We start from the raw sequence: 19,384 nt of genomic DNA, 5'->3' as shown, positions 1-19,384 counted from the left end.
TGGAGAGACATGTATAAAGTAGTAGAAGTACCAAATGACATTTTGCGCGTAACGTGCGAACCGGTGACGAAGTTTGATAAAAAATTGCGTCAGACTGTCGACCGATTGTTTGATACGATGTATGAGTATGACGGAGTTGGTGTCGCGGCACCGCAAGTCAATTTGAACCAGCGGCTCGCGGTCGTTCATACCGATGATGAGACGGGACCGCTCGTCTTGATCAACCCGGAAATCATTGAAACATCTGGTCGAGAAGTTGGGCTAGAGGGATGTTTGAGTATCCCAGGCGAATTCGGATTCGTGGAACGACACGAGTCGATCGTCGTCAAGAATCAAGATTTGAAAGGGCGGACGCATACGATTCAAGCGAGCGGCTTTTTCGCTCGTGCGATTCAACATGAGATGGATCATTTGGATGGCGTCTTGTTCACAGACAAGCTCGCCGTCCCGAACCCTGGAAAAGACAAACGCATCGTCTTCATGGGGACGCCGACGTTCGCCGTATCGGTACTTGAGCGACTGCTTGAAGAAGGATACAATGTCGTAGGTGTCGTCTCGCAACCGGATAAACCGGTCGGGCGAAAACGTGAACTTAAGCCGACTCCAGTAAAAGAGTGTGCGCTTCGTCACGGTATTCCCGTGTTGCAGCCTGAAAAAGTGCGAACAGACTACGCAGACATTTTAGAGCTGAAGCCTGATTTGATTGTGACGGCGGCGTACGGACAAATCGTGCCGACCGCCTTACTAGAAGCCCCACCTCACGGAGCCATCAACGTACATGCGTCGCTCCTTCCGAAATATCGTGGAGGTGCCCCGATTCATCAAGCCATCCTTGATGGGGAGTTGGAGACAGGCGTGACGATCATGTACATGGTCGACAAATTAGATGCAGGTGACATGATTGCCAATACCATCGTGCCAATCGAAGAAACGGATACGGTCGGGTCTTTATTTGATAAACTGGCTGTAGCAGGAAGCGATCTTCTCATCCGAACGCTTCCCGCCTTCTTAGAAGGGTGGATTGAGGCGGTGCCTCAAGACGAGCGTGACGTGACGTTCGCCCCGAACATCAGCCGTGAGCGTGAACAGATCGATTGGACAATGAACGGCGAGTCCATCTACAACCATATTCGAGGAATGAATCCATTCCCGACGGCCTATTCAACGCTTGACGGTGAACGTGTGAAATTGTTCATGGGAGAGAAAACGACAGGTACGGGACAGCCGGGAGAAGTCGTTCGTCTGGAGGAAGACGGATTTGTCGTGGCGACAGGGAACGACGTCGCCATCAAAGTGACCGATTTGCAACCCGCAGGTAAGAAACGGATGGATGGTGCAACCTTCATGCGTGGCGCCGGACAAAAGCTACGGATTGGCGACCGATTAGGAGGAACACATGAACGTACGTGAAGCAGCGCTTGATACGCTGATGAAAATTGAACAAGGTGGCGCATATTCGACGATTGCCGTCAATGATACATTGAAACAAAAAAAAGTTGCCCCAAAAGATGTCGGCCTTTATACCGAACTCGTATATGGGACGCTTAGTCGTAAAGGAACACTCGATTATATTTTGAAAGATCGGATCCGTTCGCCGAAGAAGCTCGACAAGTTTGTCCTCCCGCTTCTTCGGATGAGCGTTTACCAACTCTTCTATCTTGATAAAGTACCCGATCGGGCCGTCCTACACGAGGCGGTCGAAATCGCGAAGAAACGAGGGCATCATCTCGGAACGAGCAAATTCGTAAACGGGGTGTTACGCAATGTGCTTCGGGAAGGGTTTCCGGACTTTAGTAGTTTGACCGATGCGGAACGAATCGCCATCGAGCACAGTCATCCGGAATGGCTCGTATCAGACTGGATTGAGTTATATGGCGTGGAGACGGCAGAAGCGATTTGCCGATTGAACAATGAACCTGCCCCTGTCACGATTCGAGTCAACCGAAAGCGCATTTCAGTGGATGAGATGATGAACCGCTTGGCTGATGCTGGCGTCATGACGTCACGTTCGGAACTGTCGGCAGATGGACTAGTCGTTGAGTCTGGGAATGTCCATGCGACCCCATTTATCGAGGAAGGTCTCCTATCGATTCAAGATGAGAGCTCCATGATTGTCGCGGATGCACTCGGCGTTTCGAAAGACGACGTCATCCTAGACGCATGTGCCGCACCAGGCGGTAAGGCGATGCATACGGCAGAGCGAATGCAAGGTGGGTCGCTCACCGCGCTTGACCTTCATCCGCACAAAGCAAAATTGATTGACCAACAAGCGAAACGTCTACACATCAATGGAGTGACCGCACTTGCCCTTGATGCTCGTTTAGCAGGTGAACGGTTTGAAGAAGAGAGCTTTGACCGGATTCTTTTAGATGTCCCTTGTTCGGGCCTTGGCGTCATTCGTCGAAAGCCGGATATTAAATGGACGAAGGACAAAGCTCAACTCGAAAACTTACCAAAGATACAAAGACAAATCATTGATGCCGTATTGCCACTGCTCAAACCAGGTGGTACGCTAGTTTACTCGACATGTACAATCGACCCGTCTGAAAACGAGACGCAGGCTGACTACATTTTGTCGAAAGGGTTGGTGTGGGACGAAACGCTAAAAGGACGTCTCCCACAATCTGTTCGTCCGATGATGGAATCGGACCGTGCTGAACTAAAATTATTACCGACGACATTCGGGACCGACGGCTTCTATATCGCCGCATTTAAGAAAGAGGTATAAAACATGAATCCAAAAGCAGTAGAAAAGAATCCACTCGTAGGCGCAAAACCGTCACTTTATTCGCTGACGTTCCCCGAACTTGAGGCATGGGTGATCGAGGCAGGAGAAAAGGCATTCCGTGCGAAACAATTATATGATTGGATGTACGTCAAACGGGTCACGACTTTTGATGATATGACCAACGTTCCGAAAGCGCTTCGCGACAAATTAGAGGCATCGTTCCAATTGACGACGTTAAAAGAATTGGTCAAGCAGGAATCCCAGGACGGCACGATCAAGTTCTTGTTTGAACTTCAGGACGGGTATTCAATTGAAACGGTACTCATGCGTCACGAATACGGAAACTCGATTTGTGTCACGACACAAGTCGGTTGCCGGATTGGATGTACGTTCTGTGCCTCGACACTCGGGGGCTTGAAACGAAACTTAGAAGCCGGGGAAATCACAGCCCAAGTGCTCGATGTACAACGCGCATTAGACGCGACCGGAGAGCGCGTTGACTCCATCGTCGTCATGGGAATCGGCGAACCGTTCGATAATTACGATGAGTTAATGCGTTTCTTACGTACTGTCAACCATGACAATGGACTCAACATCGGAGCACGACACATCACGGTATCGACGAGTGGGATCGTTCCGAAGATTTACAAGTTTGCCGATGAAGGCATGCGAATCAACTTCGCCATTTCACTTCACGCACCGACGACTGAATTGCGTACTAAGCTCATGCCAATCAACCGTGCCTTTGACTTGGACAAGTTGATGGATGCGGTCCGTTATTACACGGAGAAGAGCGGACGTCGCATCACGTTTGAATATGGACTCTTTGGTGGTGTCAACGATACGGAAGAATATGCCCATCTCTTGGCAGACCTGTTAAAAGGAATCAAATGTCACGTCAACTTGATTCCCGTCAACCATGTACTCGAACGTGACTATGTACGGACACCGCGAGCTCAAATCTTTGCCTTCGAAAAAGTGCTCAAAGACCGCAATGTGAACGTGACAATCCGTCGCGAGCAAGGGTCGGACATCGATGCCGCTTGTGGACAGCTTCGAGCGAAGGAGCGCGAACAGGAAACGAGGTAATCAGAAAGATGGAATTAGCATTTCGAACAGATCGTGGACAAGTACGCACACAAAATGAAGATGCAGTTTTAATCTTAGGTGATGCCATAACCGGGATTGCCCTGGTTGCAGACGGAATGGGTGGGCATGCAGCGGGAGAGGTCGCGAGTCAAATCGTGATTGAAGAGTTTAGACGGGCATTTCCGTCTCTCCCGGCAACCCCTGTCGAAATCGAACGATGGTTCCGCCACCACATCGATTTGGCGAACGATCAAGTGTTGCAATTTGCGAAGCAGTCCAATCTTGTCATGATGGGAACGACTGTGGCAGCTGTTTGTTGGAATGAAGAGTCGGTGGTCATCGTCCATATCGGAGATAGTCGCGTCTATGCGCTCCAAGCGAATGAGTTAAGACGTCTTACGGAGGACCATTCTTACGTCAATGTGCTCAAACAACTCGGTGAATTGACGGAAGAAGAGATGCGGGTTCATCCGAAACGAAATGTCATCACCCGGGCAATCGGTTCAAGCGAACAAGTCGAACCGGACGTGCAAGTGCTCGCTGACCCTGAGTTTGATGTGATTTTAATTTGTACGGATGGATTGACGACACACATGACCGATGTGGCGATTCAACACGTGTTACAACAAACGGTATCCGCCGAACAAAAAGCGGAGCAACTCATTGCGGAAGCCAATCAATTGGGAGGAAGCGACAATATCACGGTCGCCCTCGTTCAATTCACAGATAGAAAGAGAGGATGAATCCGATGCGAAGCGGAGAACGAATCAACGATCGTTATCGGATCGAACAACAAATCGGCAGCGGAGGCATGGCAAATGTCTACCGGGCTCATGACGAGATCTTAAACCGAACCGTCGCCATCAAGGTGTTGCGATCTGAATTCTCACATAACGAACAATTTATACGTCGGTTCGAGCGAGAAGCCCATGCGGCTACGAGTCTGAACCATCCAAACATCGTGGCGATCTATGACGTCGGCGATGAAGAAGATTTGTACTATATCGTCATGGAGCACGTCGATGGGGTGACGTTAAAACAATACTTGCAAGAAGAATACATATCTGTCGATGAAGCGCTACGCATCATGGGACAGATTTGTGATGCGATTGACCATGCCCATGCGAATCGAATCATTCACCGTGATATCAAGCCGCAGAACATGATGATCGATCAGCACGGTAACGTGAAGGTGACTGATTTTGGGATTGCCGTGGCGATGTCGAATGCGACGTTGACGCATACGATGTCCGTACTCGGCTCGGTCCATTATTTCTCACCTGAGCAAGCGCGCGGGAAATTTGCTGATGAAAAGTCAGATATTTATTCGCTCGGTGCCGTACTGTACGAATTGTTGACAGGTCGTGTCCCGTTCATTGGCGAGACACCCGTCGCCGTCGCCCTTCAACATTTGCAAGACGACCCGATTCGACCGATGGACTTAAATCCGAATATCCCACAGGCACTCGAAAACTGTGTCATGCAAGCATTGTCGAAGTCACCAGGTGCCCGTCATGTTTCGGTCGCAGCCTTTAAAAAAGACTGCATGACGTCATTAAGCCGTGAACGCGCCAATGAGCCGAGACGTGTTTCGGCCAGTCAGGATGAATTCGATCAGACGCTCGTCATGACTCCGGTCATGCCTGAAGAAAAACCAGAGACCCCGGTTCAGACCCCGGTCACACCGTCTAGCGAGCAAGAACCTGAAGCGGTGACTCCGGTCAAAAAGAAGAAACGCAAATGGTGGATTTGGATTTTACTCGTGTTGCTCCTAATTGGGGGGAGCATTGCAGCATACGTGGTCGCCGATGAAATGTCACGAGCCGTCGTTCCGGATGTCGTCGGAATGAGTATCGGGGATGCCACGTCTGAACTGGAGAATGCCGGTTTCGTCGTCGAAGTGACGGAGCGGGCGAGCGATGACGTCGAAGAAGGCGAGGTCATTTCGCAAAACCCACAAGAAGGGCGTAAACCAAAACGAGGCACGACGGTGACCATCGTCGTTTCGGCCGGGAAAGAAACCGTCGAAATGCCGAATGTGGAGGGACTGTCCCAAACAGCAGCCGAACGCATGCTAAAAGATTTGGCGTTCAGTGACCTTGAAATCAAAACAGAAGCTTCAGAAACGGTCGACAGCGGAGATGTGATTTCGCAATCGCTCGACCCAGGCGAGGAAGTCGTTCCTTCTGAAGTGACGGTGACTCTCGTCGTGTCTACAGGAAGCAACAAAGTCGAACTGTCGAATCTCGCGGGATATACGTTCGACGAGGCATCGACTTACGCCGAACAGAATAAGTTGAAAATCGTGAGACGGGATGAATTTTCGACAAGTGTTCCTAAAGGTCAAATCATCCGTCAACTTCCAACGGCGGGTACGGCAGTCGATCCGGGAACGGAACTCACGGTCATCGTATCGGAAGGAGTTGAACCGACAGACGTCTCCATCGAACGTGAAGTGAGCGTCGAAGTCGAGCAACCGGACAAAGACAAGAAACCGAAAGCCGTCGAGGTCGTGATTCGTACAGTCGATGCGCGCGGTGAAATTGAAGTGTTACGGGATAACATCACAGAGACGACAACGTATTCGTATACGCTCGTCATTGCCCCGGACGAAGTCGGGACCGCAACGATTGAAGTCGATGGTGAAATCGTCCGAACGGATTCAGTCACATATGCACAGGCCAAAGAGGCACAATAAAGAGGTGACGGTGTCGTCACCTCTTTTTTAAGGGAGGTAGTCATATTGAAAGGAACGATTATTCGCTTACAAGGCGGGTTTTATGATGTGATGACCGAGTCGAATCAAGAGATTCGGTGTCGGGCGAGAGGGAATTTTCGGAAACGAAACATCTCGCCTGTCGTCGGGGATGACGTGGTCATTCAAGATCAAGAAGATGGGACGGGCTATATTTTGGAGGTGGAGGAGCGTCAAAACCATCTCGTCCGCCCACCAATCGCCAACATCGATCAGGCATTTCTACTTTTTTCTGTGAAAGAACCGGCGTTTTCTTATCATTTGCTTGACCGATTCCTCGTATTGATCGAATCCAAACAAATTCATCCGATTATCGTGTTAACGAAGATGGACCTACTCAGTGAAGAAGAGACCGGACCGATTCAAGAGGCGGTCGCCCGCTATCGTGCCATCGGATATGACGTGATTGAGACGTCGACGGAGCTTTCGGATGGGGTCGATCAAGTACGGGGACTCTTCAAAGAGAAGACGAGCGTGTTTGCAGGTCAAACAGGTGTCGGGAAAAGTTCACTCTTGAACGCGGTCGCGCCTGAACTTGAATTGGCAACGGGGAAAATCTCAAAATCACTCGGCCGTGGGAAACATACGACACGACACGTCACGCTCATTCAATTGGCCGACGGGCTTGTGGCGGATACGCCAGGATTTTCAAGTCTTGAGTTTCCTCAGGAACTCGAGGCGGATGAACTGAGATGGTGTTTCCCAGAATTTGTGGAACGTCACGATGATTGCAAGTTCCGTGGATGCGTCCATATCAATGAACCGGGGTGTGCCATTAAACAAGCCGTTGAAGATGGCAAAATTGCTTCAACTCGTTATGAGAATTATGTTACCTTTATGGAGGAGTTAAACGATCGTAAACGGAGGTATTGACAGATGATTAAAATCGCACCATCAATTTTAGCAGCCGACTTCGCCAATTTAGAGGCGGAAGTGAAAGCCGTTCAAGATGCGGGGGCAGATTATATCCATTTTGACGTGATGGATGGGCAGTTCGTGCCGAACATCTCGATTGGACTACCGGTCCTCGCGAGCTTGCGCAAAAAATCAGACATGGTTCTCGACGTGCATTTGATGATTGACCAACCGGAACGCTATGTCGAGGATTTCGTCAAGGCAGGGGCGGACATTGTGACGGTTCACGTGGAAGCAACGAACCATTTACATCGAGTCCTGCAGCAAATCAAAGCGGCGGGGGCGAAATGTGGGGTCGTCTTGAACCCACACACCCCGCTCTCTACGATTGAACATATCCTTCAAGACGTCGATATGGTATTGCTCATGACCGTCAACCCAGGGTTCGGTGGACAAGCGTTCATTGAATCCGTCGTACCGAAAATTTCGGCGCTCAGTCAGCTTCGCAAAGACCGTCAGCTCGATTTTGAAATTGAAATCGATGGTGGCGTCAACGAAGAGACGGCGAAACGTTGCATCGACGCAGGGGCTGATGTCCTAGTTGCCGGTTCGGCCATTTACAATCAACCGGATTATAAAGCAGCCATTGATAGCATTCGTGGCGCATCTCGTGTATAATCGACGATAGAACAACAAGATAGAGTCGCAAGGGGTGTCACATGATGTGGCTGAGAGGCATACGCTAACCCTTTGAACCTGTTCCGTTCACACGGACGTAGGGATGTGGCGAAAATGCACGTTGCGAATCCAAGCAGCATGGCGTTTACGTCATGCTGCTTTTTGTCGTTCACACAATAAAGGAGGAAGAAAGATGAAATCACGTTTTAAATTACAAGCACTCATCGAAATTTCATTGTTCGCGGCGCTTGGACTAGTCTTTGATTTACTGATCCCATACCGTTTGCCACAAGGAGGGTCAATCAGTCTAGCGATGCTCCCAATCTTTGTGATGGCGTTTCGTCACGGACTGAAAGGTGGACTTGCGACAGGCGCGCTCGTCGGGACGCTTCAACTCTTGTTCGGAGCCTATATCTTTACGCCAGTTCAGTTCTTGCTCGATTATACGGTCGCGTACGGACTTGTCGGCGTGGCCGGCGTCTTTGCCGGACGTGTGAAACAGGCTGCCACTCAAGGCGCGACGAAGACGCTTGCGACCTATTTAGTGCTCGGCGCATTGATCGGGTCGGCATTGCGCTATGCGGCTCACGTCATCTCAGGGATTGTCTTTTTCGCCAAGTATGCGGAGGGTCCGGTCGTGGCATATTCACTTGGCTATAACGCAACGTATATGGTTCCGTCGTTTGTCATCTCAGCCATCGTATTAGTCTTACTCTTCACGACAGCTCCACGCTTCACGCGTGTCGCGACACGGGACATTCGTCAATGAACATCTTGATCGTCGCGGCGAGTCCGGAACCTATTCCGGACTTACCGCGTGATGCAGATTTTATCATCGGCGTCGATGGTGGATATCAGAGATTATTAGATGAAGGAATCGTACCAGACGTCGTGGTCGGAGACTTTGATTCGTTTGTCGGACCACCGCCCGAGGAGGCGCTACGTTACCCTTCTGAAAAGGATGTGACCGACCTCGAGATTGCGCTTCAATTGGCGATCGATCGGGGGGCGACGCGGATGGATGTGTACGGGGCACTCGGGGGACGAGTTGATATGACGTTCGCGAACGTCGGTCTACTCGAATCGTATCCGGGAATGGTTCTTCATGGGACGGGTCAAACGGTCTCTCTCGCTCGGACAGGGAATTACGAGATAAACAAACGAGATGGACATTACTTGTCTTTCATGCCTTGGAAAACCGCCACGATTTCAATAGAGGGGGTCAAATATCCACTCGACCGTCATCCGGTCCATAGCGCGCAAGCGTTGACCGTTTCAAATGAGTGGAGCGAAGAGCGTGCTTTGTTGACGGTCCATGAAGGAATGGTCCTCGTCATGCTCGTCAAAAAATAAGCAAAAAAAAATCCCATCGGCGAATGCCGCTGGGATTTATTCGTTCGTGTATAAGTATTATACGCGTTCAACGAGACCTGATTTAAGTGCGCGAGCTGAAACCCAAACGCGTTTCGGTTTACCGTCAACGAGAATACGAACTTTTTGTACGTTTACACCCCAAGTACGTTTTGTCTTGTTGAGTGCGTGCGAACGGTTGTTACCTGATTTAGGTGATTTACCTGTTACGTAGCATTTACGTGCCATGCGTTTCCCCTCCTTTTTTATGTGGGTTCGTCCTAATAGACACTCGTTTATATTAGCACGGCTTTTTTCCCGATGCAACTAGAAAATCATACCATGACAAGAAAAAAACTTGACATTACTCTCAAGGATTTGAATAATGAATGAGGTTATCGCGTTAATTGACCGAGATTCTGGAGCAGGTTCTTTTAATAACTAGGTACTTATTGTAGAATGTACATTAGGAATCATTCCGAATAAAGGAGGCTACTCCATATGGCAATTGAAATGAAGACAACATATGGCAATATTGACATCACAAGTGACGTCATCGCGACACTCGCAGGTGGTGCGGCGATGGAATGCTTCGGTGTGGTCGGCATGGCTTCACAAGCACAATTGAAAGACGGCATTGCTGAATTGTTAAAACGTGAAAATTACGCGCGTGGTGTCGTCGTACGTCAAGAGGATGAGGACGTACATATCGACATGCACATCATTGTAAGCTACGGGACGAAAGTATCTGAAGTCGCATACAACGTGCAAAGCCGAGTGAAGTATACGCTCGGAGAAACTTTAGGATTAAACGTTTCGTCGGTAAATATATTCGTTCAAGGCGTTCGTCTGACGAATGACTGACGAAAACGGAGGAGGATTTGGTGTGGGTTTAAATCGTTTAGATGGCGTGGCGCTCTCAAACATGATCGCGAACGGAGCGGCCAACTTGAGCCAAAACGCAGATTATGTAGATTCGCTTAACGTCTTCCCGGTTCCAGATGGAGACACGGGAACGAACATGAACTTGACGATGACGTCAGGTGCGAAAGAAGTAGCAGCCATGAACACATCTGATATCGCAGAGGTATCATCAAAGTTCGCTCGTGGACTCCTGATGGGAGCACGCGGAAACTCAGGCGTTATTTTAAGCCAGTTGTTCCGCGGTTTCGGGAAAGCCGTTGAAGGAAAGACGGAACTCACGACAGTTGATTTTGCAGAAGCACTCAAACGCGGTGTCGACACGGCATACAAGGCGGTTATGAAACCGGTTGAAGGAACGATTTTAACGGTTGCTCGTGAAGCGGCTGATGAAGCGCTCCTTGCGTCTGAGTCGACAAGTGATTTCACAGAGTTCATGAAACGTGTCATCGTCGAAGCAAAAGCTTCGTTAGACCGTACACCGGACTTGTTACCGGTGTTAAAAGAAGTCGGCGTCGTCGACTCAGGTGGTCAAGGACTTCTCGTCATTTACGAAGGATTCCTTGCGAGTCTTGAAGGAAAAGAACTTGAAAAACCACATACACCGGTGATGGATGCATTGATTGAAGCAGAACACCACGCGCATGCGGCACAAGGGTTCATGTCGACAGAGGACATCGAATTCGGTTACTGTACGGAAATCATGGTCCGTTTCCAAGAGGACAAGCTGAAAGATACACCGTTCAACGAAGATGCATTCCGCAACGAGTTGTCTGAACTCGGGGATTCTCTTCTTGTCGTCGCGGACGAAGAACTCTTGAAAGTTCACGTTCACGTCGAGACGCCAGGTGAAGTCATCACGAAAGGGCAACGTTTCGGTGAACTCGTCGCGGTCAAAATCGAGAACATGCGTCAACAACATTCGACGATTCTTGAAGAAGAACACGGTGCCAACCAACACGGTATTCAACAAGCGGAGAAGCCGAAAGCGCCATTTGCCATCGTAACGGTCGCAATGGGCGAAGGCGTCAGCGAACTGTTCCGTTCACTCGGGGCGGCCCACGTCATCGAAGGTGGTCAGACGATGAACCCGTCGACAGAAGATATCGTCAAGGCGATTGAGTCGGCACATGCGGAACACGTCTTCATCTTCCCGAACAACTCCAACATCATCATGGCGGCTGAACAAGCGGCGTCTGTCGCACCGTGCGGCGTGTCGGTCATTCCGACGAAGACCGTCCCACAAGGTCTCGCGGCAGCCATCGCATTCAATCCTGAAGCGGATGTCGAGATGAATGAACAAGCGATGAAAGCGGCAGCGGCGACAGTGAAGTCCGGCCAAGTGACATACGCTGTTCGTGATACGAGCATCGATGGCGTTGAAATCAAAAAAGATGAGCACATGGCGATTGCTGAGAAGAAAATCGTTTCTTCATCTCCATCGAGCTTAGAAGCGGCTAAACGATTAGTCGATGCGCTCATCGACGCAGACGACGAAATCGTCACGATCTTAACAGGAGAAGGCTCTTCTGCATCGGACGTAGAAGCGTTGACGTCATATATCGAATCGGTGAACGACGAGATTGAAATTGAAGTTCACGACGGCAAACAACCGCTTTACTCTTATATTTTTAGTGTGGAATAAGCTGTTTCGAATCCCTACCTTCTGTATAATGAAGGTAGGGATTTTTGAAAGGGGGAAAAATTGATGAAATATCGTAGTGTGTTTGACATCATTGGTCCGGTCATGGTCGGACCGTCGAGTTCGCATACAGCAGGTGCTGCCCGAATCGGCTTGATGGCCGGGAAGTTGTTCGGGAGAACGCCGCGTACGGCGCACATCACATTTTATGGATCGTTTGCTGACACGTATCGGGGTCACGGCACGGACGTGGCCATCGTCGGTGGAATCATGGGATTCGATACATTCGATCTGAGAATCCCACAGGCGTTAGATATCGCCCGTGAAAAAGGGATCGAGGTCATCTTTGAGACGAGTGATCTGTTGACGGATCATCCGAATACGGCCCGGGTCTTGCTCGAAGATGAATTAGGCACATTTGAGATTGTCGGAATTTCAATCGGTGGGGGAACGATTGAGATTACGGAACTGAACGGATTCCCGTTGAAACTGACAGGTGGGGGACCTGCACTCGTCGTCTTGCACCATGATCGATTCGGGGCCATCGCGGCTGTGACCGGTGTGTTGGCGAACCACCAATTAAACATTGGGCATATGGAAGTGAGCCGCCATGAAAAAGGGATGCAGGCGTTGATGGCGATCGAGATTGATGAGACCATTCCTGCGGAAGTGATCGCAGAGCTGGAACGGTTACCGCAAATCGAACGGATAGCTATTTTTGGGGAATGAGGAGAATGTGTGATGTTTAAATCAGTAGAGGAATTAGTGACGATTGCAACAGAACGGAACATCCCGATTTCTGAAGTGATGATCGAGCAGGAGATGCACGTCAGACGTGCCAGTCGAGAGGACATCATCGGGATGATGGACCGAAATCTTGAGGTGATGGAAGAAGCAGTCGAACGTGCACTCCAAGGTGTAACGTCGGTTACGGGATTGACGGGGAATGATGCCGTACTCATGCAAGAGTATATTCGTTCGGGCAAGTCGCTCGCTGGGGACCTCATTTTAGATGCGGTGTCGAAAGCGATCGGGACGAACGAAGTGAACGCGGCGATGGGACGAATCTGTGCGACACCGACAGCGGGGAGCGCGGGCGTCGTACCGGGAACGTTGTTTGCGGTAAAAGATCGCCTTGAAATGGACCGCGACGCGATGATCCGTTACTTGTTCACGTCAGGTGCGTTCGGATTCGTCGTGGCGAACAACGCCTCGATTTCAGGGGCTGCTGGTGGATGTCAGGCCGAGGTCGGGTCGGCGACGGGCATGGCAGCCGCGGCCATCGTTGAAGCAGCTGGTGGGACACCGGACCAGTCGGCCACGGCATTTGCGATCGCCCTAAAAAATATGCTCGGTCTCGTCTGTGATCCTGTGGCGGGGTTGGTCGAAGTTCCATGCGTCAAGCGAAACGCCATGGGCGGTGCCAACGCCATTGTCGCAGCAGATATGGCGCTTGCGGGGATTACCTCACGTATTCCTTGTGACGAGGTCATCTCAGCGATGCATGAAGTGGGCCAAATGATGCCGACGGCCTTAAAAGAGACCGCAAAAGGCGGACTTGCCAATACACCGACGGCTCGTCGCCTCGAAAGAAATATATTTGGAGCGAAAGAAGATGCAAAACAATGATCGACTGACGACGCTGAAAGGGGTCGGGCCAGAGATGGCCAAAAAGTTAGAAGTGATGGGACTTGTTCGAATCGAGGACGTGCTGGAGCACGTCCCGTTTCGTTATGAGAATTATAATAGTGGGACAGTGACGACGGCTGTGCACGGCGACCTCGTCAAGTGGAGCGGGACTGTCCAAGCCGAACCGCTCGTTCGCTACTATAGTAAAGGGAAGAATCGTCTCCAGTTCCGGTTGTTACTCGAAGACCGATACGCCGTCCAAGTGACGATGTTCAACCGTGCCTTCTATAAAGAAAAATTGGGGATCGGGGAGACGGTGACGGTCAAAGGGAAATGGGACATGAACCGGATGACAATCAGCGCGACCGACCTTGAATTTGGTGCCCCCTCAGGCGGACTGCAACCGATTTATTCATTACGAGCCGGACTGACACAAAAGAATTTCAGTAGAATCGTGAAGCTCGCTTTTGAGCAGGTGAACGATCTGCCCGAACAGGTCCCGCAGGCCATTCGCGACCGCTATCGATTAGTTGACCGGATGACGATGCTACGTGGGATGCATTTTCCAGATACAGTGGAGACCTATAAACAGGCGAGACGAAGCTATGTTTATGAAGAGTGTCTCATGTATCAGTTGAAATTACAGGCGTTTCGGAAAATGGAGCGGTCAGGAAACGGTCGGGCCCTTCACCTCGATAAGCATCAATTGAATGAATTCGTCAAACGGCTCGCATTCCCATTAACCGGAGCCCAGACAAGGGTCATCCGTGAAATCGTATCTGACCTTGAAAGACCAGAACGGATGAACCGATTGTTACAAGGGGATGTCGGGAGCGGGAAGACCGTCGTTGCCGCGATTGCCTTGTATGCGACTGTGACGGCCGGGTATCAAGGGGCTTTGATGGTGCCAACAGAAATCCTTGCCGAACAACATGCGACATCGTTACAGGAATTATTTGAACCGTTTGGCATCACGATCGCCCTCCTGACGAGCTCGGTGAAAGGGAAGGCGCGCGAAGCCCTACTGACGGCAATCCGATCGGGTGACGTCGACATCATCGTCGGGACGCACGCGCTCATCCAAGGACCGGTCGAATTTTCGAATTTACATTTGGCAATCACGGACGAACAGCACCGATTCGGTGTCGAACAGCGGAAGAAACTTCGCGATAAAGCTGAATTCGCGGACGTCTTATATATGACCGCGACGCCGATTCCGAGGACGCTTGCCATCAGTGCGTTCGGAGAGATGGATGTTTCTACGATCGATGAGATGCCAAAAGGACGAAAGCCGATTGAAACGTATTGGGCGAAACACGACCAGATCGATCGTGTGCATGCAATGGTCGATCGGGAACTCGCACTCGGCCGTCAAGCGTATGTGATTGCACCTCTCATCGAGGAGTCGGATACACTAGAAGTGGAGAGTGCGACGGCACTGTATGAGCTGTTGAAAGAACGCTTCTCGAACTATGGTGTTGGTCTGATGCATGGGAAACTATCGAGTACAGAAAAAGACGAGGTCATGAAATCATTCGCCGACAACGCGACACAGATTCTCGTCTCCACAACAGTCGTCGAGGTCGGGGTGAACGTTCCAAACGCTTCACTCATCATCATCCATGACGCCGAGCGTTTCGGTCTCGCGCAATTACACCAGTTGCGTGGCCGTGTCGGTCGTGGTGCCCATCAATCGTTCTGTATCCTCGTCGGGGACCCAAAGTCAGATGTCGGGAAAGTTCGACTGAAAACGATGACGGAGACGAACGATGGGTTCGTATTGGCGGAGAAAGACTTAGAGTTACGTGGGGCTGGTGATTTCTTCGGGACCGCACAGAGTGGTCTCCCAAGTTTCCGGGTCGCCGATCCCGTTCTCGATTTGAAAGTGATGGAAGTGGCCATGCAAGATGCCGTGAAACTTCTCGGAAGCGACGCCTTTTGGCATGACGCCCAATATGAAGGGTTACGTGGCTATTTGAAACAACTCGACCTTCTCGTTGGGGAAAGGTTAGAATAGTACTTGAAAATGACGACTAAAGAATATATACTGCTATTAGTACCAGGTATTAAGTTCTTTAGCGATTAGTTTAGGAGGGAACTGAATGCGGGTACCTAAGAAAGAGCGGCAACGCTTGTTACAAGAAACGATTGAGCATAACCCGTTCATCAAAGACGAAGAACTGTCAAAACAGTTTTCTGTCAGCATCCAAACAATTCGACTCGACCGGATGGAATTAAAAATTCCGGAAGTGAGGGAACGGATCAAACATGTGGCTTCCGAACATCTCGATGAAGTCAAATCGCTTTCAATGAGCGAGGTCATCGGTGATATGATTGACTTGAAGCTAGATGACTCTGCAATCTCAGTCCTCGATATAGAAAAAGAACACGTCTTTAGCCGCAACGAGATTGCCCGTGGACATGTCTTGTTCGCGCAAGCCAACTCGTTAGCGGTGGCGCTCATCAATGATGAATTGGCGTTGACCACTAAAGCGGATATTCGCTTCAGTCGCCAAGTCCATCTTGGAGAGCGAGTCGTTGCCAAGGCTCGTGTGATGAAACTACGAGGGGACGGGAGAACGGACGTCACAGTTGAAAGTTATGTCGGTGAGGAGTGCGTCTTTGATGGCGACTTCACGATTTACCGACGTGGTGAGGAGGAGCAAGCATGAAGTTAGCGATTGATGCAATGGGTGGCGATCACGCACCGAAGGCGATTGTAGAAGGTGTGAAACGGTTCGTCGCGCAATATCCGAACGAGTCGATGGAACTCTTTTTAGTCGGTGATGAGGTAAAAATTGCCTCATACGGTCTTGATGACCCTCGAGTGACGGTCGTTCCAGCCAGTGAGATCATCACAGGCGAAGACGAACCGGTACGGGCGGTGCGCCGTAAGAAGGACAGCTCGCTCGTCGTGGCAGCTCAGCTCGTCAAAGAAGGAAAAGCGGATGCTCTCGTGTCTGCCGGGAATACCGGCGCATTGATGGCGGCGTCTCTTTTCATCATCGGACGGATCCCGGGAATCGAGCGTCCGGCATTATCTCCGACGTTCCCTACATATACTGGTAGTGGTGTCGTCGTCCTGGATGTCGGAGCGAATCCGGATGCAAAAGCTGAACACCTCGTCGACTATGCGATTATGGGCTCACTGTATGCGGAACATGTGCGTGGCATCAAGACACCGCGTGTCGCCCTTCTCAATATCGGGACAGAAGCTGGTAAAGGAAATGCGCTGACAAAAGAAGCGTTCCCCCTCCTTGAACAGGCACCTGTCCATTTTGTTGGGAATGTCGAAGCGCGTGAAGCGATGTCAGGTGACGTGGACGTCATCGTGACCGAAGGATTTGCCGGAAACATCTTGTTAAAGGGTGTGGAGGGCTCCTCTTCGATGCTCATGAAGATGATGAAAGAACAATTCACGAGTGACCTTGTATCCAAACTCGCCGCTCTCATCTTAAAACCGAAATTGAGACGATTAAAAGAAACGTTGGATTATCGCGAACACGGGGGAGCCGGATTATTCGGGATCAATGCACCGGTCATCAAGGCGCATGGGTCGAGCGATGCACTCGCCATCATGAGTGCGTTGAAACAGGCGAAAATCATGGTAGATCACGATGTCGTGGAAAAAATCAAGCGTGCCAAAGCGATAGACTAAGCGAAAGCAGGTGAAGATATGGGGAAAGTAGCATGGGTGTTTCCGGGGCAAGGTTCTCAAGCCGTTGGAATGGGACAAACCTTTTTAGATCATCCTGAAACGCTTCAAGCAATCGAACGTCGACTCGGGTTTGACCTCCTTGAAGTCATGTCATCCGGGTCGAAGGAAGACCTACAAGAAACGGAAGTGGCACAGCCGGCCATCGTGGCGCACGCCTCGCTCCTCGCGCAAGCCTATGCGAAGAGCGGTGCGGCACCAGATGTCGTCATCGGGCATAGTGTCGGTGAATATGCGGCGCTCGTCAGTGCGGGTGTCATCGATCTTGAAGAGGCGACCGTCCTCGTCCGAGCACGTGGGCAGTTGATGTCTGAAGTGAAGGATGGAACGATGGCGGCAGTCGTCGGGATGACCGATCTTCAAGAGGCGCTCCATATCACTGAAAAGATCAGTGCGAGCGGGAATTTAGTTCAAATCGCCAACTTGAATTGTCCTGGTCAATTCGTGATTTCAGGGCATGTCGACGCGGTCGAACAAGCGGGCGTGGAATTGAAGGCTGCCGGTGCGAAGCGGGTATTGCCGTTAAACGTATCTGGAGCGTTCCATAGTTCCTACATGATGCCGGCGGCAACGCGTTTCCAAGATGTCCTCGCCTCGTCGCCATTTGAAGCGGCTTCCGTCGATATGATTTCGAACGTGGACGCAGCGGTGCATCGTGACCCTGAACAGTTGAAGGCGTTATTGACGAAACAACTGTATTCGTCTGTCCGCTTTGAAGATTGTGTACGCAAGGCGATTGCAGACGGCGTAGACACGTTCATCGAGTTCGGTCCATCTTCACCGCTTTCAGGATTGATTAAACGAATCGACTCGAACGTTTCGATTCAAAAGGCGACTACGCTCGAAGAAGTCGCCTCGTTAGGAGGAGAAGTACGTGCATGATCAAGTGGCGATTGTGACGGGAGCGTCCCGGGGAATCGGGGCGGCCATCGCGAAACGTTTAGGGGAAGATGGCTTTCGGGTCGTCGTGAACTACTCGGGTAGTGAACAAAAAGCGAATGATGTCGTGGCCATGATCACGGAGGCAGGCGGCGAAGCCATCGCCGTGAAAGCAGACGTATCGAATGCTGACGATGTCAAAGCGCTCGTCAAGACGACAGTCGATACGTTCGGACGCGTCGATTGTCTCGTCAATAATGCAGGGATCACCCGTGACGGGTTACTCATGCGAATGAAAGAAGCCGATTTCGAAGATGTGCTGTCGACGAACTTAAAAGGCGCCTTTTTGACATCGCAAGCCGTCACGAGACCTTTGCTTAAGTCGAAAGCAGGTCGAATTATCAACATCGCCTCGGTTGTCGGGATTACCGGTAATGCAGGACAAGCGAACTATGCGGCTGCAAAAGCAGGGTTGATCGGATTGACAAAATCGGTGGCGCGCGAACTAGCGGGACGTCACGTGACGGTCAATGCCGTCTGTCCAGGGTTCATTCAAACGGATATGACCGATGCCTTGACAGATGCGCAACGAGAGGCTACACTCGAGCAAATTCCGTTCAACCGTTTCGGACAGGTGGAGGATGTGGCGAACCTTGTCTCCTTCCTCGCATCGGAACAAGCAGCTTATGTGACCGGGCAGACGATTGCCGTCGATGGCGGCATGACGATGGCGTAAAAGAGAACTTTACCAACAGACTGACATTTAATATACTTACCTTTGGAGGGATTTTATCATGACAAAAGAACAAATTTTAGTAGACGTACAAGAAGCAGTTGCTGAGAAGCTCGGGAAAGACGTATCTGAAATCACAGCAGAGAAATCGTTCAAGGATGACCTTGGTGCGGATTCACTTGAAGTAATGGAAATGGTGATGGACCTCGAAGACAAATTCGACATCACGATTGAAGACGAAGACGCTGAGAAGCTCGCGACTGTTGGCGACGTAGTGGCTTACATCGAAACAAAATTGTAATCAAGCCATCCCACCGCTCGGTTCCGGGCGGTGGGCTTGTGCTTATTCATGGAGGGAACTATGACAAAAGACAAACGACGGTTTGACCGTCAAGGGTCGGCGCAACGAC

20 protein-coding genes and 1 riboswitch are annotated in these 19,384 nt (G+C 50.6%); of the genes, 19 read left to right on the top strand and 1 reads right to left on the bottom strand.

The features are described 5' to 3' along the window. Nucleotides 1-9 precede the first annotated feature (9 nt). The 9 genes from fmt to KD909_RS09095 all read left to right on the top strand — a co-directional run bounded on the left by fmt (nt 10) and on the right by KD909_RS09095 (nt 9,458). Nucleotides 10-1,410, top strand: a complete 1,401-nt coding sequence (gene fmt, locus KD909_RS09135) for a methionyl-tRNA formyltransferase (protein ID WP_211781380.1) — start codon at nt 10-12, stop codon at nt 1,408-1,410. Then, a complete protein-coding gene (rsmB, locus tag KD909_RS09130) occupies nt 1,397-2,728 on the top strand; it encodes a 16S rRNA (cytosine(967)-C(5))-methyltransferase RsmB (protein ID WP_211781379.1) in 1,332 nt (443 codons plus the stop codon). The genes fmt and rsmB overlap by 14 nt, the downstream gene beginning before the upstream one ends. 3 nt (nt 2,729-2,731) lie before the next feature. Next, nucleotides 2,732-3,817, top strand: a complete 1,086-nt coding sequence (gene rlmN / locus KD909_RS09125) for a dual-specificity RNA methyltransferase RlmN (RefSeq protein ID WP_015881342.1) — start codon at nt 2,732-2,734, stop codon at nt 3,815-3,817. Between the two features lie 8 nt (nt 3,818-3,825). After that, on the top strand, nt 3,826-4,560 hold the full coding sequence (locus tag KD909_RS09120; RefSeq protein WP_211781378.1) for a Stp1/IreP family PP2C-type Ser/Thr phosphatase: 735 nt from the start codon (nt 3,826-3,828) through the stop codon (nt 4,558-4,560). Nucleotides 4,561-4,565: 5 nt separating this feature from the next. After that, nucleotides 4,566-6,515 (top strand): Stk1 family PASTA domain-containing Ser/Thr kinase, encoded by a 1,950-nt coding sequence (gene pknB / locus KD909_RS09115; RefSeq protein WP_211781377.1) that lies wholly within the window; start codon nt 4,566-4,568, stop codon nt 6,513-6,515. A gap of 42 nt (nt 6,516-6,557) precedes the next feature. Further along, complete coding sequence (rsgA, locus tag KD909_RS09110) at nt 6,558-7,445, top strand: ribosome small subunit-dependent GTPase A (protein ID WP_047795432.1); 888 nt, start codon at nt 6,558-6,560, stop codon at nt 7,443-7,445. Nucleotides 7,446-7,448: 3 nt separating this feature from the next. After that, nucleotides 7,449-8,105, top strand: a complete 657-nt coding sequence (gene rpe, locus KD909_RS09105) for a ribulose-phosphate 3-epimerase (RefSeq protein ID WP_015881346.1) — start codon at nt 7,449-7,451, stop codon at nt 8,103-8,105. Nucleotides 8,106-8,125: 20 nt separating this feature from the next. Next, nucleotides 8,126-8,226, top strand: a riboswitch (TPP riboswitch). Between the two features lie 72 nt (nt 8,227-8,298). Next, nucleotides 8,299-8,874 (top strand): energy-coupled thiamine transporter ThiT, encoded by a 576-nt coding sequence (thiT, locus tag KD909_RS09100; RefSeq protein ID WP_015881347.1) that lies wholly within the window; start codon nt 8,299-8,301, stop codon nt 8,872-8,874. Continuing rightward, nucleotides 8,871-9,458, top strand: coding sequence for a thiamine diphosphokinase (locus KD909_RS09095; protein ID WP_211781376.1), 588 nt, complete (start codon nt 8,871-8,873; stop codon nt 9,456-9,458). Before thiT ends, KD909_RS09095 begins: the two co-directional genes overlap by 4 nt. A 57-nt stretch (nt 9,459-9,515) precedes the next feature. On the opposite strand, the gene rpmB is transcribed toward KD909_RS09095, so the two are convergent. Continuing rightward, on the bottom strand, nt 9,516-9,704 hold the full coding sequence (gene rpmB, locus KD909_RS09090) for a 50S ribosomal protein L28 (RefSeq protein ID WP_015881349.1): 189 nt from the start codon (nt 9,702-9,704) through the stop codon (nt 9,516-9,518). A gap of 252 nt (nt 9,705-9,956) precedes the next feature. Between rpmB and KD909_RS09085 the strand changes: the two genes are divergently transcribed. The 10 genes from KD909_RS09085 (at nt 9,957) to acpP (ending at nt 19,275) form a co-directional block, all read left to right on the top strand. Beyond that, nucleotides 9,957-10,319: an Asp23/Gls24 family envelope stress response protein gene (locus tag KD909_RS09085; RefSeq protein ID WP_015881350.1), complete on the top strand. Its 363-nt coding sequence runs from the start codon at nt 9,957-9,959 to the stop codon at nt 10,317-10,319. A 22-nt stretch (nt 10,320-10,341) separates the two neighbouring features. After that, the gene (locus KD909_RS09080) at nt 10,342-12,021 is read left to right on the top strand and encodes a DAK2 domain-containing protein (protein WP_015881351.1); all 1,680 of its coding nucleotides are present in this window, start codon (nt 10,342-10,344) and stop codon (nt 12,019-12,021) included. A 63-nt stretch (nt 12,022-12,084) separates the two neighbouring features. Next, on the top strand, nt 12,085-12,747 hold the full coding sequence (sdaAB, locus tag KD909_RS09075) for an L-serine ammonia-lyase, iron-sulfur-dependent subunit beta (protein ID WP_015881352.1): 663 nt from the start codon (nt 12,085-12,087) through the stop codon (nt 12,745-12,747). Between the two features lie 12 nt (nt 12,748-12,759). Beyond that, nucleotides 12,760-13,647 (top strand): L-serine ammonia-lyase, iron-sulfur-dependent, subunit alpha, encoded by an 888-nt coding sequence (gene sdaAA / locus KD909_RS09070; RefSeq protein ID WP_074037281.1) that lies wholly within the window; start codon nt 12,760-12,762, stop codon nt 13,645-13,647. After that, the gene (gene recG, locus KD909_RS09065; RefSeq protein WP_211781375.1) at nt 13,634-15,664 is read left to right on the top strand and encodes an ATP-dependent DNA helicase RecG; all 2,031 of its coding nucleotides are present in this window, start codon (nt 13,634-13,636) and stop codon (nt 15,662-15,664) included. The genes sdaAA and recG overlap by 14 nt, the downstream gene beginning before the upstream one ends. Before the next feature lie 85 nt (nt 15,665-15,749). Further along, nucleotides 15,750-16,319: a transcription factor FapR gene (fapR, locus tag KD909_RS09060; protein WP_015881355.1), complete on the top strand. Its 570-nt coding sequence runs from the start codon at nt 15,750-15,752 to the stop codon at nt 16,317-16,319. Continuing rightward, nucleotides 16,316-17,305, top strand: coding sequence for a phosphate acyltransferase PlsX (gene plsX / locus KD909_RS09055; protein WP_015881356.1), 990 nt, complete (start codon nt 16,316-16,318; stop codon nt 17,303-17,305). The genes fapR and plsX overlap by 4 nt, the downstream gene beginning before the upstream one ends. An 18-nt stretch (nt 17,306-17,323) precedes the next feature. Beyond that, nucleotides 17,324-18,244, top strand: coding sequence for an ACP S-malonyltransferase (fabD, locus tag KD909_RS09050; RefSeq protein ID WP_211781374.1), 921 nt, complete (start codon nt 17,324-17,326; stop codon nt 18,242-18,244). Beyond that, nucleotides 18,237-18,977: a 3-oxoacyl-[acyl-carrier-protein] reductase gene (fabG, locus tag KD909_RS09045; protein WP_015881358.1), complete on the top strand. Its 741-nt coding sequence runs from the start codon at nt 18,237-18,239 to the stop codon at nt 18,975-18,977. The genes fabD and fabG overlap by 8 nt, the downstream gene beginning before the upstream one ends. A gap of 58 nt (nt 18,978-19,035) precedes the next feature. After that, nucleotides 19,036-19,275, top strand: a complete 240-nt coding sequence (gene acpP, locus KD909_RS09040) for an acyl carrier protein (protein ID WP_015881359.1) — start codon at nt 19,036-19,038, stop codon at nt 19,273-19,275. Nucleotides 19,276-19,384: the final 109 nt, after the last annotated feature.

The organism is Exiguobacterium sp. PFWT01 (genome assembly GCF_018255795.1).
In the GTDB taxonomy this organism is placed as follows: Bacteria; Bacillota; Bacilli; order Exiguobacteriales; family Exiguobacteriaceae; genus Exiguobacterium.
This window is presented reverse-complemented; position numbering and strand designations above follow the sequence as displayed.

Bases quoted from the DNA above. Each gene is read 5' to 3' on its own strand.
- fmt (WP_211781380.1), top strand. From the start codon at position 10: ATGTATAAAGTAGTAGAAGTACCAAATGACATTTTGCGCGTAACGTGC.
- rsmB (WP_211781379.1), top strand. From the start codon at position 1,397: ATGAACGTACGTGAAGCAGCGCTTGATACGCTGATGAAAATTGAACAA.
- rlmN (WP_015881342.1), top strand. From the start codon at position 2,732: ATGAATCCAAAAGCAGTAGAAAAGAATCCACTCGTAGGCGCAAAACCG.
- KD909_RS09120 (WP_211781378.1), top strand. From the start codon at position 3,826: ATGGAATTAGCATTTCGAACAGATCGTGGACAAGTACGCACACAAAAT.
- pknB (WP_211781377.1), top strand. From the start codon at position 4,566: ATGCGAAGCGGAGAACGAATCAACGATCGTTATCGGATCGAACAACAA.
- rpe (WP_015881346.1), top strand. From the start codon at position 7,449: ATGATTAAAATCGCACCATCAATTTTAGCAGCCGACTTCGCCAATTTA.
- thiT (WP_015881347.1), top strand. From the start codon at position 8,299: ATGAAATCACGTTTTAAATTACAAGCACTCATCGAAATTTCATTGTTC.
- KD909_RS09095 (WP_211781376.1), top strand. From the start codon at position 8,871: ATGAACATCTTGATCGTCGCGGCGAGTCCGGAACCTATTCCGGACTTA.
- rpmB (WP_015881349.1), bottom strand. From the start codon at position 9,704: ATGGCACGTAAATGCTACGTAACAGGTAAATCACCTAAATCAGGTAAC.
- KD909_RS09085 (WP_015881350.1), top strand. From the start codon at position 9,957: ATGGCAATTGAAATGAAGACAACATATGGCAATATTGACATCACAAGT.
- sdaAB (WP_015881352.1), top strand. From the start codon at position 12,085: ATGAAATATCGTAGTGTGTTTGACATCATTGGTCCGGTCATGGTCGGA.
- sdaAA (WP_074037281.1), top strand. From the start codon at position 12,760: ATGTTTAAATCAGTAGAGGAATTAGTGACGATTGCAACAGAACGGAAC.
- recG (WP_211781375.1), top strand. From the start codon at position 13,634: ATGCAAAACAATGATCGACTGACGACGCTGAAAGGGGTCGGGCCAGAG.
- fapR (WP_015881355.1), top strand. From the start codon at position 15,750: ATGCGGGTACCTAAGAAAGAGCGGCAACGCTTGTTACAAGAAACGATT.
- plsX (WP_015881356.1), top strand. From the start codon at position 16,316: ATGAAGTTAGCGATTGATGCAATGGGTGGCGATCACGCACCGAAGGCG.
- fabD (WP_211781374.1), top strand. From the start codon at position 17,324: ATGGGGAAAGTAGCATGGGTGTTTCCGGGGCAAGGTTCTCAAGCCGTT.
- acpP (WP_015881359.1), top strand. From the start codon at position 19,036: ATGACAAAAGAACAAATTTTAGTAGACGTACAAGAAGCAGTTGCTGAG.